Source organism: Hymenobacter profundi, assembly GCF_019334315.1.
Taxonomy (GTDB): Bacteria; Bacteroidota; Bacteroidia; order Cytophagales; family Hymenobacteraceae; genus Hymenobacter; species Hymenobacter profundi.
Genome location: NZ_JAHWGL010000049.1, coordinates 1 through 14,461 on the forward strand (window position 1 = coordinate 1; position 14,461 = coordinate 14,461).

At 55.1% G+C, this 14,461-nt stretch carries 10 protein-coding genes; 4 read left to right on the forward strand and 6 right to left on the reverse strand.

What is annotated here, in order from left to right; all coding sequences use genetic code 11:
• Positions 1-36: 36 nt before the first annotated feature.
• Entirely contained in the window at positions 37-2,235 is a 2,199-nt protein-coding gene (recQ, locus tag KYK14_RS12375) for a DNA helicase RecQ (protein WP_208309045.1), read from the reverse strand.
• 174 nt (positions 2,236-2,409) lie between these two features.
• Between recQ and KYK14_RS12380 the strand changes: the two genes are divergently transcribed.
• Together KYK14_RS12380 and KYK14_RS12385 are read left to right on the forward strand one after the other, a co-directional pair.
• Positions 2,410-3,387 (forward strand): KpsF/GutQ family sugar-phosphate isomerase, encoded by a 978-nt coding sequence (locus tag KYK14_RS12380; RefSeq protein WP_185281220.1) that lies wholly within the window; start codon positions 2,410-2,412, stop codon positions 3,385-3,387.
• A gap of 130 nt (positions 3,388-3,517) precedes the next feature.
• Positions 3,518-4,606, forward strand: a complete 1,089-nt coding sequence (locus KYK14_RS12385; RefSeq protein WP_219159175.1) for a mannose-1-phosphate guanylyltransferase — start codon at positions 3,518-3,520, stop codon at positions 4,604-4,606.
• 68 nt (positions 4,607-4,674) lie between these two features.
• On the opposite strand, the gene rlmB is transcribed toward KYK14_RS12385, so the two are convergent.
• From rlmB to KYK14_RS12410, 5 genes are all read right to left on the reverse strand, one after another.
• Positions 4,675-5,589 carry a 23S rRNA (guanosine(2251)-2'-O)-methyltransferase RlmB gene (gene rlmB, locus KYK14_RS12390; protein ID WP_219159177.1) on the reverse strand — a complete coding sequence of 305 codons (915 nt, stop codon included), beginning with the start codon at positions 5,587-5,589 and terminating at the stop codon, positions 4,675-4,677.
• Entirely contained in the window at positions 5,553-6,758 is a 1,206-nt protein-coding gene (locus KYK14_RS22480; RefSeq protein WP_219159179.1) for a GWxTD domain-containing protein, read from the reverse strand. Before KYK14_RS22480 ends, rlmB begins: the two co-directional genes overlap by 37 nt.
• 159 nt (positions 6,759-6,917) lie before the next feature.
• The gene (locus KYK14_RS12400; protein ID WP_219159181.1) at positions 6,918-9,911 is read right to left on the reverse strand and encodes a glycosyltransferase family 117 protein; all 2,994 of its coding nucleotides are present in this window, start codon (positions 9,909-9,911) and stop codon (positions 6,918-6,920) included.
• Between the two features lie 213 nt (positions 9,912-10,124).
• Positions 10,125-10,523: a T9SS type A sorting domain-containing protein gene (locus KYK14_RS12405; RefSeq protein WP_219159182.1), complete on the reverse strand. Its 399-nt coding sequence runs from the start codon at positions 10,521-10,523 to the stop codon at positions 10,125-10,127.
• 327 nt (positions 10,524-10,850) lie between these two features.
• Complete coding sequence (locus KYK14_RS12410) at positions 10,851-11,612, reverse strand: biotin--[acetyl-CoA-carboxylase] ligase (protein WP_219159184.1); 762 nt, start codon at positions 11,610-11,612, stop codon at positions 10,851-10,853.
• 44 nt (positions 11,613-11,656) lie between these two features.
• Between KYK14_RS12410 and rsfS the strand changes: the two genes are divergently transcribed.
• Together rsfS and ftsH are read left to right on the forward strand one after the other, a co-directional pair.
• Positions 11,657-12,043, forward strand: coding sequence for a ribosome silencing factor (rsfS, locus tag KYK14_RS12415; RefSeq protein WP_185281213.1), 387 nt, complete (start codon positions 11,657-11,659; stop codon positions 12,041-12,043).
• Between the two features lie 77 nt (positions 12,044-12,120).
• Positions 12,121-14,244 carry an ATP-dependent zinc metalloprotease FtsH gene (gene ftsH, locus KYK14_RS12420; RefSeq protein ID WP_185281212.1) on the forward strand — a complete coding sequence of 708 codons (2,124 nt, stop codon included), beginning with the start codon at positions 12,121-12,123 and terminating at the stop codon, positions 14,242-14,244.
• Positions 14,245-14,461 lie beyond the last annotated feature (217 nt).

A 14,461-nucleotide genomic window follows, 5' to 3' on the forward strand; every position in this document is an offset into this window, starting at 1 on the left:
CCGACCAATCCGTCTAATCCGAAAGAATCCGTGAGCTTAGTTGGCTACCTCACTCAAGAACTTAATCCGCATCAAGCGTAGGTCTTCCTCGGTGTAATCGTCGGTGCCGAGTTCTTTGAGTGCTACGGCAATGTTGTCGGTGTTCGACTGCATGAAGTAGTCGTAAATCTCGTCCTGACGCTCCTCGTCCAATACATTATTAATATAGTAGTCGAGGTTGAGCTTGGTGCCGGAGTAGCAGATGTGCTCAATTTCCTCCATCAGCTCACGCATATCGAGGCCCTTGGAGGCGGCAATTTCCTCCAGGTCCATCTTTTTATCGATTTGCTGAATGATGTAAATCTTGATTTTCGACTTGTTAACGGCCGATTTCACCACCACATCGGCAGCCGTTTCAATATCGTTTTCCTCTACATACTTCTTGATGAGGGCCAGGAACGGCGCACCAAACTTCTGCGCTTTGCCCATGCCTACCCCGCCAATGTGGGCCAAGTCGTCCATCTTGGTTGGGAAGGTGGTAGCCATCTCCTTCAACGATGGGTCCTGGAATAGCACGTAGGGCGGCAGGTTTTTCTGCTGGGCAGTCTTCTTCCGCAATGCTTTCAGCATGTCAAACAGCGTCTCGTCGTGGCCGGCGGCCTGCTGTTCCCCTTCTTTTTCTTCTTCCTGCTGCACCTCTTCCTCGTAGTTGTGGTCTTTGGTGAGCTTAATAGCGTAAGGATTTTCGATAAAGTCAAGTCCTTTGGCTGTAATTTTTACAACACCAAAGCTCTCGATGTCCTTCTGTAAGAAGCCGTTAAGTAGCGCTTGCCGCAACAAGGAGTGCCAAAACTGCGCATCGTGGTCTTTACCCTGACCATACACGGGCAGCTTATTGTGGCCGTAGCTCTCTATGTGGGCGTTTTTCATGCCCATCAGTACCGTACCGATGTGGTCGAGGCCAAACCGCTCGTTGGTTTGCACCACGGCTTTCAAGGCCATCAGCATTTCGTCCTTGGCTTCGAAACGCTCTTTGGGGTGGCGGCAGTTGTCGCAGAAGCCGCAGTCTTTGTCGAACGTCTCGCCGAAGTAGTGCAGCAACTGTCGGCGGCGGCACACGGCCGAGTCGGCGTAGTTGGCCATTTCCTGGAGCAGCAGTTTGCCATTGTCGCGCTCCGTTACGGGCTTGTCTTTATTGAACTTCTCCAGCTTCACGATATCATCGTAGCTGTAGAACATCAGGCAGTTGCCCTCCAGGCCGTCGCGGCCGCCGCGGCCTGTTTCCTGATAGTAGCCCTCAATACTCTTGGGCGTGTCGTAGTGAATCACGAAACGCACATCGGGCTTATCGATGCCCATACCGAAAGCAATGGTCGCCACAATCACGTCGGCTTCTTCGTTCAGGAAAGCATCCTGGTTGGCCATACGCACATGTGGGTCGAGGCCGGCGTGGTAGGGTAGGGCCTTCACGTCGTTCACTTTCAGCAGCTCCGCAATTTCCTCTACCTTCTTACGGCTCAAGCAATACACAATGCCGGCTTTGCCCTTGTGCTGCTTCACGTACTGAATCAGCTGCTTTTTGGTGTTGTGCTTGGGCCGCACCTCGTAATAGAGGTTGGTGCGGTTGAACGAGGTCTTGAACACCGAAGCATCGTCCATTTGCAGGTTCTTCTGGATGTCCAGCTGCACCTTGGGCGTGGCCGTGGCCGTGAGGGCAATAATGGGCACATTGGCGCCCAGGTTATCAATGATACCGCGAATCTTGCGGTACTCGGGGCGGAAGTCATGGCCCCATTCCGAGATGCAGTGCGCCTCGTCAATAGCCACGAAGGAGATGGTGGCTTTATTCAGGAACTCAATGGTTTCGTCCTTGGTCAGCGACTCAGGCGCCACGTACAGCAGGCGCACGTCACCGGTAATCACATCCTTCTTCACCCGGTTCATTTCCGATTTAGAAAGCGTCGAGTTCAGAAAGGCTGCATTTACGCCAAACGCGTTCAGCTGATCTACCTGATTTTTCATCAGGGCGATAAGCGGCGAAATAACAATAGCCGTGCCCGGTAACACCAGCGCGGGGAGCTGATAGCACAGGCTTTTGCCCGCGCCGGTAGGCATAATCACAAAGGTATTCTTACCCTCAATGACATTCTGGATAACCGCTTCCTGGGTGCCACGGAACTGTCCGTACCCAAAAACTTCCTTTAACTTGCCTTTCAGATCAGCCTCCGGCAGAGGAATTTGTTTAACGGCTGGCATAGACTTCCTCACTTCTCGATTTGGGGATGGTAGATGAGAGCCTCACCTCACACTAGGTTGAACTCTCAATCTAAGGAATTTTGCAATAGCGGTTGGAGATGCTGAAGCGAAAGGAAAATGTATTTCCAACTACTGCCAGCGGCTTCTTAACCGTTACGTAATATCAAATTTAGATTGAAAGCGCAGAACGATATCAACTCCGTTGCAAAAAAAGTGCTGTTGCAAGAAGCAGAAGCTATCCGCCGGGTAGCCGATAGCCTGACAACGGCTCCCGATTTTGCACAATGCGTAGCCGCTATACTTGTCTCGCCCGGTAGGGTAGTAGTAACGGGTATTGGCAAGAGTGCCCACATTGCCAGCAAAATAGTGGCTACCCTAAATTCGACGGGTACTCCTGCCTTATTCATGCACGCCGCCGATGCCATTCACGGCGACCTAGGCATGATCCAGCCGCAGGATTTTGTGGTGGCCATCAGCAAAAGCGGCGACACACCCGAGATAAAAGTGCTGGTGCCGCTACTCAAGCGCCGGGGCGTGCCATTGGTGGCACTAGTAAGCAATGCCGACTCCTATCTAGCCCAGCAGGCCGATTATGTGTTGCACGCGCCCATAGAGCGCGAGGCCTGCCCGCTGAACCTAGCACCTACCACCAGTACTACCGTAGCGCTTGCCGTTGGCGATGCGCTGGCCATGTGTCTGCTGGATGGTAGGCAATTCACCTCTCAAGACTTTGCCACCTTACACCCTGGGGGGACGCTAGGCAAGAAGTTGTATCTGAAGGTAGGCGACATTTCCGTGCAAAACGCCAAGCCACGCGTGAGCACAGAAGCGCCGCTCAAGGAAATTATTCTGGAAATTTCAGGCAAACGTTTGGGCGCAACCGCCGTACTACACCCCGCTACCGACGAGTTGCAAGGTATTATCACTGACGGCGATTTGCGCCGGATGCTGACCAACTTTGATGATCTGGATGCTATTCGTGCCCGGGATATTATGACGCTCAACCCGGTAACCGTGGATGTAGAGGACTTTGCAGTGGAAGCACTCAACCGTATGCAACAACGTAATATCACGCAACTGGTAGTCCTGAATAGAGAGCAGTTCAGCGGATTTATCCATTTGCACGATTTACTACGGGAGGGTTTGGTATAACTATGTTTTGTGCTCTATCATTATTAAAGTATAATTAATTTGGTATTGTGTAGTACTTGATAAATAAAATAGGATATTTGCACCTCTACGTTTGAACTTTTCTTATCTACGACACTCCGCATCAGATTATATGGCGCAGAATACTTACCTCGTTGTAATGGCCGGCGGCATTGGCAGCCGGTTTTGGCCATTTAGCCGCACGCACCACCCCAAGCAATTTCATGATGTGATGGGCATCGGGCGCTCCATGCTGCAACTCACCATCGACCGTTTCGCTGAAATATGCCCAATTGAAAACGTATTTGTGGTAACCAACCGGGACTATCACGACTTAGTGCAGGAGCATTTGCCTCAGTTGCCTTCCGACCAGATCCTTGGCGAGCCAATTGGCCGGAATACGGCCCCGTGCATTGCCTACGCCAGCTACCGCATTGCCCAGCGCGACCCCCAAGCAACGATTATCGTATCGCCCGCCGACCATGCCGTGGTGAATGAGGAGGAGTTTCGACGCGTCATTCGCCAAGCCGTAGACGCGGCCCGCTCTAACGATGTTCTGATTACGCTGGGTATTCAACCCTCGCGCCCCGACACGGGCTATGGCTACATCCAGTACATGGACGATGCTGCAAACTCCCTGCCCGGCGGCTTGTTCAAGGTGAAAACCTTCACCGAAAAGCCCAATCTGGAGCTAGCGCAGATGTTTGTAAGCAGCGGTGATTTCCTCTGGAATTCTGGCTTATTTGTATGGCGGGCTGATGTTATTCTGCACGCCTTCCGACAATATCTGAGTGATATTTCGGAAGTGTTTGACGAGGGCGCTACCCAGTTGGGTACTGCTCAGGAAGAAGACTTCATCTCGGAAGCATATTCTCGCTGCCGCAACATCAGCATCGACTATGGCGTGATGGAAAAGGCAGACAATGTGTACGTCCTACCCGCCGACTTTGGCTGGAGCGACCTGGGCACTTGGGATTCGCTGCACCGCATTGGCAAGCGCGACGAGTGCAACAACGTTATCGACGGCGACGTGATTCTGTATGATACCTGCGAATGTGTCATCAAAACTCCCTCCGACCGCCTAGTAGTGGTGCAGGGCCTGGATGGCTATATCGTAGCTGAATACGACAACGTGCTACTCATCTGCAAGCGCACTGAGGAGCAGCGTGTGAAAGACTTCGTAGCTGACGTGAAATCGAAAAAAGGGGTAGGCTATAATTAATCAACCTTGTACAAATAAAGAGCGGCCACCTGTGCATTACAGGTGGCCGCTCTTTATTTGGCATTACTTTAATTTTTAACTGCCAACCGTTGCCGCAACACTTCAAATAACATAATACCGCTGGCAACAGACACATTGAGGGAGCTGATTTGCCCAGCCATCGGAATACGGATGGTATGATCGGCGAGGCGCAGGTACTCGGGCGAGATGCCGTCTTCTTCGCTACCCATCAGAATAGCTACGGGGCCGGTGAGGTCTACGGCGCCTGTTTCCAGGCTGTCTTCGGCCTTTTCGGTGCAGCCTACTACCTGAATGCCCGAATCGTGAAGGAAACGGATGGTGTCCTTTAGGTTTGGCTCGCGGCACACCGGAATAAGGTTGAGGGCACCGGCCGAGGTTTTGAGCGCATCGCCGTTGATCTGGGCAGCGCCGCGGCTGGGCACTACAATGGCGTGGGCACCCATACACTCGGCATTGCGGGCGATGGAGCCGAAGTTGCGCACATCGGTAATGCGGTCTAGAATCAGTAGCAGCGGGGTTTTTCCTTCCTCAAACAGCCGCGCCACAATATTATCCAGCGGGGCATAGTCAATAGGCGAAACAAAGGCCACGGCGCCCTGGTGATTTTTGCGCGTCAGGCCGTCGAGCTTTTCCAGCGGCACCATGGCCACCGGAATATTTGCGGCCTTAGCCAAAGCCGAAATATCCTGCGTGATGCTGTTTTTGGTAGTGCGCAGCAAGAAGATTTTCTCCAGCGTGCGACCGGCGTTTAGCGCCTCCAAAATAGGACGCAAGCCAAACAGCATCTCAATGCTACGGTCGGCAGCCGGACGGTGAGGGTAGCGAGGCTTATCGCCATCGGCGCGGGGCTCACGGGGGCGTTCGTCGCGGTTGTCGCGGCGGGGTACGGGACGGTTATTTTCGTCGTAGAAGGTGCGGCGCTCGGTTACCGGGCGGCTTGGGCGGTCAGTCCTTTTCTCCATTGGTCCACGGCGGCGTACCAAAGCATTTCATACTCAGGGCGGCGCACCAAATCATAGTTGTCGGGAGCAAAGGTACTGGGTTTGGCGCGGAACACATATGTGCCGCTGGCAATTGCTGGCGCGTGGTACACCCAACGTTCTTCCGTGCCCGCCCGATACACGGCATCTGGCGGCCCCAATACCAGATACAGCATCCCGCGGTCAGTCATCCAGCCGGCTTTATGCGCTGAAAAAAGGCGGTTTGCTTCCGCTACCCTACCGTAATAGGTACGAATCATCTGCCTAGCCGTATTTTGATTATTGCCCGCAATGTTCAGCCAGAATAAATCGGTGGCCCGTTTCGGATCGGTGGCCGCGTAGAGCTGCTTGCGTTCAGCCGAAGTAGTGAGATAGATAAGCGGCTCGATCAACTCTGGCGCGGTAGTTATTTCCGGATACGCGTTATTTTCGGCCAGCAGGCCTAGCGCTGGCTCCCGTGCATCACCTTGCAAGGCATAAATGCCTTGTCGGGCTAGTCGTACCAATTGGCCCGGCCGAAGATTCACCGTGTCACTGATAGTGAGCGTGCGGGGCTGTGTAGGTTTTGATGCAGGATTGGTCATGGGCGGAAGAGCCGCCGCAAATGTTGCGTCATATTGCTTGATCTTGAACGGGCGCTCCAACCCGTAATAAGCTAAACCGAATGTTTCGCTTGTGCGCACGTAGCGCCTCAGGAGTGGGTCGCCCAGCGAGTCTACCAGTACATAAGGTCGCGTTAAACGACTGGCAGTGAGCAGCAGCCATGCCTCGTTGCTGGCATCGGGGGAGGGTGTAGGAGCTGGCTGCACGCTGATAACCTGATTGGCCTGCAAACGCGCCACCGGTAGGCTTACTTCTAGCAAAGTGCCGTTGGGACGCTGGCGCAGCTGCCGGGCCAAATGCCGCACCGAGTCCCGCCATAGAGGCTGTTTGGCATCGTAGCTGGCCCACACCGCTACGTACAGCGACTGACCAGCAGGCAGCGTCCTCCCCGGAAATCGGACGTATAGCCGCAGGCTGTCCGCCTCGCGTCGGGTATCAGCCTGTGGAGCGTTAGGGCGGTATTGGCCGCTGAAATCGTGGCGCGGTGGAAGAACGGCCTGCGTGCAAATTGGTAGCAGACTCAGCAGACAAAGCAGAAAGAGCTTCACACTAAACAGATTATATAACGGCGATAAACTACTGGATACGTAAGAAGCGGCGGTAAAGGCATCCTCTGCTGTATTAGCACAATCAGTAAAAACGCAGACAGCCGGCTTCTGCAAGAGAAACCGGCTGTCTGCGTTTTTACTGGTCAAGCAATCAGCATACTACCTGCCGCCTTGCAGATATGGCCCTAGGGTTTGCATGGCTTTGCTAGCGCGTTGCTGGTCACCTACCTGCTGGGCCGCGAAGTAGATGCTTTGCAGCGTGATCAAGGCCTGGCTTACTTCCTGATCAAACAGGGCGCTGTTGTGCGTGGTGTAATACGCTACGCTCCGCTCCGCCCGACTGGTCATAACGTCCATAATTTGGTTGGCCTTGGGCCGCTCGCCTACTGCTACCAGCGCGGGCACCAGTTGCGGCGTGTAGTAGTCGTACGGAATCGCCTTATCGGGCATCACTGCCAAGCATTTGTCTACTACCTTCTTAGCGGTAGCCGTATCGCCATCGGCGAGGTAGGCATTGGCGAGGCGCACAAACTTGTCGCGGTAGTTGGCCGGGAAACGCAGGTTGTTTTCGTCGTAGAAAATACTAGCGTTGTCGAGGCCTCGGTACTGAAACTGGTTCATCAGCTTGTTGTACATCAGCGTTTTCTCTACGTAGCCATCATCATTGCTCTTCGGCGAATAGTTAGGATCGCGTAGGGGTAGGATGCGGTAAGCCATGCCCTCTAATTGGAAATACGGCTGCAAGCCCAGCATATCCGACGGCACTACGGTGCTGGAGAAATAGATAGGCCGCTTCCAGTTGTTGGTAGCGAGCATGTCCAGAATCACCAGACTTTTCTTTTCAATAGCCCGCTTGCCGACAGTGAATTCCATTTTTCCCACGAGCTGATTGCGGCGGTCGGCGGGGATAATGCCGCTTTGCAGCACAGCTGCCGTGTCTACGGGTAGGTAGAAGGTAGGCGAGGGGAAGGACAGTAGGGTAGGCCCGCCCTCGCCGTAGCTGACCTTCAGCAAGTCACTGTTTTGCCCTACTAGCTGGATGAAATCTTTCAGGTTGACTTCCCCTACGCTTGGGTTCTCGGCGTACGGCAGGTAGTCGTTGGTACCCTGCGCATAGCGCGAGCTATCCAGCGAGATGGGTAGGGGCTGGCTCAGATAGCTGCGGCGCTTCATCTGGGCAATGTACCAGTCCGTGTTCAGGTAGCTGAGTACGGCCACGCGCACATCGGTACGGACGCCCTCTACCTCCTGGGCGTACCACAGGGGGAAGGTGTCGTTGTCGCCGTTGGTGAACAAAATGGCGTTCGGCGCGCAGCTGTTGAGCAGGTTCCGGGCCGAGTCCACGGAGTTGTAGCGGCCCGAGCGGTCGTGGTCGTCCCAGCCCTGAGCCACGAGCAGGCCCGGCGCCAGCAGCCCCAGCAGCGTCACCACGCCGGCGCGGGCCGTATCGGCTTTGATGACTTTGCCCAGCAGGTCGGCCAGGGCCAGCACGCCCAACCCGATCCAGATGGCAAAGGCATAGGTCGCGCCCGTGAAGGTGTAGTCCCGCTCTCTAGGCTCAATGGGCGGCTGGTTCAGGTACACGACGATGGCCAGACCCGTGAAGACGAACAGCAGGCCCACGATCAAGGCGTTCTTCGAGTCGCGGCGGGCCTGGTAGAACAAGCCCAGCAACCCTAAGATGAGCGGAATGGCGAAGAACTGGTTGCGAGCCTTGCTCTCGGCCACGCGCTCGGGCAAGCCCTGGCTCGTTTCGGTGGGCCACAAGGTGCCGGCCTGCTGCACGTCGCTCTCGCGGCCGGCGTAGTTCCACAGGAAGTAGCGCCAGAACATGTGCCCCATCTGGTAGCGGAACAGGAAGGACAGGTTCTGGCCCATCGTGGGCTTCACGCCTTCGCGTAGATCCACCCACTTCTGGTATTCCTGAATATGGCGCGGGTCGTTGCTGTAGAGGCGCGGCAGCAGCATCTTGTCCTCGTCGCGGTAGATCAGTTCCTGCCGGTGCTCGGCCACCACGTACTTATCGCCCTGACGCACGTAGCGTGGGGCGCCATCCTGCTGGCTAACTGCCTGCGCATTGAACTGTGGACCGTAGAGCAGGGGCCGGTCGCCGTACTGCTCGCGCTTGAGGTAGCTCACGAAGCTGAGCACGTCCTCCGGGTCGTTTTCGTTGATGGTGGGGTGGTAGGAGCTGCGGATCGGCACGATCAGGTAGGAGCTGTAGCCGATCAGAATGAACACGAAGCAGAGCATGAACGTGTTCAGCAGCTGACTGCGGCGCACGAAGCTCTGGCGGAAACCCACCCAGATCAGCCCCACCAGCAGCAACATAAACAGCACGATGCCCGAGTTGAAGGGCAGCCCCAGGTTGTTGATGAAGAATACCTCGAAGTTGCCCGCCAGCGTGGGCAGGCCCGGAATGATGCCCACCAGAATGGCGCCCACCAGCACAAAGCTGATAACCAAGGTAGCGATGCCCCCAGCCCAGGTGGGGGTTGGCTGGCGGCGGAAGTAGTAGAGAAAGCCCAGGGCGGGGATGGCCAGCAGGTTCAGCAGGTGCACGCCGATGCTCAGGCCGATGACGTAGGCCAGCAGCACCAGCCACTTGTCACTATCGGCCTCGTCGGCGCGGTTTTCCCACTTGAGCATCAGCCACACCACCGTGGCCGTGCCCAAGGCCGACATGGCGTAGACCTCGGCTTCCTCGGCGTTGAACCAGAACGAGTCGGAGAAGGCAAACGAGAGGGCGCCCACGGCCCCGGCGCCCAGGATGAGCAGCGTCTGGTCCAGGGTAGGCTCCAGGCCGCGGTCGTCGTGCAGGCCGGGGCGGCGCAGCACGAGCTTTTTGGCCAGCAGCGTGATGGACCAGAACAGAAACAGGATGGTGAAGGCGCTGCTCAGGGCCGAGAGGCCGTTGACGAGCACCGCGACTTTCGTGACGTCGCCGAAGCTGAGCAGCGAGACCAGGCGGCCCAGCAGCAGGAAGGTAGGGGCGCCGGGGGGGTGGGGCACGAGCAGCTTGTAGGAGCAGGCGATGAACTCGCCGCAGTCCCAGAACGAGGCCGTGGGCTCTAAGGTGAGCAGGTACATCAGCAGCGAGAGGCTGAACACCGCCCAGCCGGCTACATTATTCAATCGAGAATACGAACGCATACAGAAGTAAAAGTAAGATGGAGGTGACCCCCATCCGCCACAGCACTAAAAAGGTTAAGCTAAAGGAGTCAGCGTAGCGAAGCGCCAAAAATAGACAATAAATCGGGCCGTGTGTTGGCTAACGTTCGGAGAGAGCCTTAGAATGTGTAGGGCATAAAAAAAGCAGTCGGGGTGCCGACTGCTTTTTAAATATATAAAAGAAAGGATAGTAACTTAGTTTTGAAGAACTAATCGCTTGGTGCTCACTACTTTCTCGTTCATTAGCAAACTGTAAAAATACATGCCGGCGGGTAGGTCCGACAGGTTTACAGGCATTGAAAACTCACCAGGAGCAGGCTGCAACGCAACCGTGCGTACCTCACGACCTAAGATGTTACTCAGGCGCAACTTGTATTCCTGACCAGCTTTCTGCGTGATGGAAACCATTACCATGCCGCGAGCCGGGTTGGGGTAGAGGCTAAGGGTAGAAGTCAGGGAACGGGCGCTTTCGTTGGCGCTAGTAGTGGTGGCAGGCGGCGTCACCGACGACTGCGCGGTAACGGGCATCGCCAGCAGCGTTAGCCGCACGCTCATAAACAAGCCAACCAAAAAAAGTCGTGTAAAAGTGTTCATGGCATCGGGCAGGGTTGAAACCGACGGGTAGGAATTGTCGGTTGAAATGAAAAAGATGGATTTTACTAGAATGGGTAGTACAACAAGCACGCCAGACCAGCGTTACGCCTTATTCAGTAGGCTTGTTACTGTCTTAGATGCTAATTGTAGCCGAAAGGTTGCGCATTATGACAGATAAAATCTAAATTTTAGATGAACTCCCTAAAATAATCGACAATTCAGATATAAACACCTCAAATGTGCGGTAGTGCTTCACAAGTTTTGGACTAGAATAAAGTATTTTCTACCCTACCACGTCTACTACTCTATGCAGAAGCACACAGTACTTTATCGATAGACAATTTCCTGCAACCCAAACGCCCGCAGCTCGTGGTCGATGCGAACCAATAGGCGACCGGTAGGGTCGACTCCTTCAATCCGGCCGCTTACTGCTTGTCCTGCCACCTCATATAAGGCTGGTTGCTGGTAGCGATACAGCACATGCAGGTAGTCCTGCTGTTGTTGTGCTACGTGCCCGGCGCGTAGTTGCAGGTAGCGTGCTTCCAGGCTTTCCAAGAGCCGGGCAGCCAGCGCGGGCCGCGCGTGTGGCCTACCCGTAAGCAAGGCCATTGAGGTAGCAGTAGGCACTGCAAAATGCTGTTGATTGATATTTAAGCCAATTCCTATAATACTATGCTGAATCTTTGCGCCGCTGAGCGTGTTCTCAATCAGTATCCCCCCCAGCTTTTGCGTACCGAAATACAGATCGTTCGGCCACTTGAGGCGTAGGGCTGGGTCTGGCCCGAGTAAGGTAACAGCCCAGTCGTGCACGGCGAGGGCTACGGCCCGGCTCAGCTGAAACTGGTCGGTAGCGGCCAGAAACGTGGGGCGCCAGACCACCGAAAGCGTCAGGTTTTCGCCGGCCGCCGCCTCCCAGCGGTTGCCGCGTTGTCCCCGGCCAGCGGTCTGATTGTCGGTAATGATGGTACAGCCGTCGGTGGCGCTGTTTTTGACTACAAGATTATGGGCTTCCGTGTTTGTGGATGCGCATTCGGGCAGCCAAAGCAGCTGTTGACCCGTGAAAAGCGTTTGGGGGGCAAGTTCCTCCACGTCTTTATTCGTATGTTGTGACGTTCAAACCTAATAATACCTTGATGAAAAGTACCCCGGTTCGGCAGGATTCGGACATATTGGCAGATATTGTAGTGCGCGGCATGCAGGACAAGAAAGGCGTCGACATCGTCGTGCTCAACCTGCAAGAGTTGAAGAATGCCGTAGCTGATTATTTCGTGATTTGCTCCGCTTCGTCTGACACGCAACTAGACGCGCTGGCGCGTTCCGTAGAAGAGGAAGTAGAGAAAGTAACTGGCCAGCAGCCCTGGCAAATGGAAGGCCGTACCAACCGTGAGTGGGTGCTGCTGGATTACGTAGACGTAGTAGTACACATTTTCCTGCGCGACCGGCGCCAGTTCTACGCGCTGGAAGAGTTGTGGGGCGACGCCGAAATTACCTACGTGGAGGAAGAAGCCGCCGCTCAGTAAGTTACGTGCTGCTACCCCGAACATTTAGCGCTGGCGGCGTGTTCCGCCTATGTTTTTCGCTTTAGCATTTCTAGTTCATGCCTGATCCAACGCCCAAAAAGAAAAAACCTACGCTTCCTTCCCCCGCGCCGCGGCCGGGAATGCAGTTGTGGGTGTTGCTGGGGCTGGTGGTGTTCATCCTTGGGGTGGTCTACTTCACCGGCACCAATTCCGCTACCAAAATCAATCAACAACGCTTCGAGCAGCTGTTGGCAGCTGGCGAAGTAAGTAAAATTACCCTGCTCAACGACAAGCTGGTGCAGGTGACGCTAACGCGCGAGGCTGCCCAGAAAAACGTGGCCAACCGCGATTCGCGTAGTCGGCCGGGACTGGGTGCCTCTAGTGCCAACGCGCCGCAGTACTACTTTCCAGTAGTGGACGGCAAGTCGTTTAAAGACGATTTGGACAAGCTACAGGCTGACTTGCCGGCCGGTCAGAAAAAAATCGGGCTGGACATTGAGACTGATCAGGGCTATGGCCAGTACATCAGCACTTGGGGTGTTTTGATTCTGCTTTTCGTGGGTTTCTGGTTCCTAATGCGCCGCATGAGCGGAGCCGGTGGTCCCGGTGGTCAGATTTTCAACATTGGTAAATCTCGTGCAGCCCTGTTTGAAGGCGGTGATAAGGTGAAAGTGACGTTTAAGGACGTGGCTGGCCTGGAAGAAGCCAAGGAAGAAGTAGAGGAAATCGTAGAATTTCTGCGTAACCCCTCCAAGTTCACAGTGCTTGGTGGTAAGATTCCGAAAGGCGCGCTGCTAGTAGGTCCTCCCGGTACGGGTAAAACTCTGCTGGCTAAAGCTGTAGCTGGCGAAGCCGATGTTCCTTTCTTCTCCCTGTCAGGTTCCGACTTTGTGGAGATGTTTGTAGGGGTAGGCGCTGCCCGTGTGCGCGACCTATTCAAGCAAGCCAAAGCCAAAGCGCCCTGTATCATCTTCATCGACGAGATTGACGCCATTGGCCGTAGCCGCTCGCGTGGCAACGTACCCGGCGGCAACGACGAGCGCGAAAACACGCTTAACTCGCTGCTGGTAGAGATGGACGGCTTCGGTACCGACTCGGGTGTTATTATCCTGGCAGCCACCAACCGCCCCGATACGCTAGACTCGGCCCTGCTGCGTCCCGGTCGTTTCGACCGTCAGATCAGCATTGACAAGCCAGACATTAACGGCCGCACGCAGATTTTCAATGTGCACTTGAAGCCGATTACGTTGAATGACGACGTAGAAGCGAAGAAGCTGGCTGCCCAGACGCCTGGTTTTGCTGGTGCCGAAATTGCCAACGTCTGCAACGAAGCTGCCCTTATTGCAGCCCGCCGCGACAAGAAGAATGTAGGCATGCAGGACTTCACCGACGCCATCGACCGCGTGATTGGTGGCTTGGAGAAGAGAAATAAAATTATATCGCCCGATGAGAAGCGTATCGTAGCCTACCACGAGGCCGGCCATGCCGTTGCCGGTTGGTTCCTGGAGCACGCTGACCCATTGGTGAAGGTGAGTATTGTGCCCCGTGGGGTAGCGGCTTTGGGTTACGCCCAATACCTGCCCCGCGAGCAGTTCCTATACAACACCGAGCAGCTGACCGACGAAATGTGCATGGCCCTAGGTGGCCGCGCCGCCGAAGAGTTGATCTTCGGTAAAATTTCGACCGGCGCGCTCAGCGACTTGGAGCGCATCACGAAGATGGCTTACTCCATCGTGACGATGTATGGCATGAACCCCAAGCTGGGCAACATTTCCTACTACGACTCGAAGGGGCAGAATGAATACGGTTTCTCGAAACCCTACTCGGAAGCTACCTCGCAGATGATTGACGAGGAAGTACGCAGCATTATTGAAGCCGCCTACGCCCGCACCAAGAACCTGCTGACCGAGCGCAACACGGAGTTGGAAACCATTGCGCAGGAGCTGTTGGCTAAGGAAGTGCTGTTGCAGGACGACCTAGAGCGTTTGGTTGGTCCGCGCCCTTATGGCGCCCAGACCAGCTACCAAGCGCACATGGCCGGCACCGACCGCAGCGAAACGCTAAGTGAGCTGAAAGACGAGCACCCCATAGCCCTCGGCGACGACCTGCCCGACATGAACCTACCCGGCATCGACGACAAGACCGACAACGGTCCACGCTCCGCCGATATTCCTAGTGGTGGCGCTGTAACGCCCGTGTAGCGTATCAGTATATTTGTAAATGCAGAAAACCAGTGTCTTGTAGAAGGCACTGGTTTTCTGCATTCAAACACTTATCCGAAGTAAACTGTCATCCTAAGCCCAACGAGGGACCTTCTCACACAAGAACGACAAGCGTACGAACGACTCGTTCAACGGGGATAAGGTCCTTCGCGCTACTCAGGATGACAGACAAATTGCCTCACGCTGACAGAACACT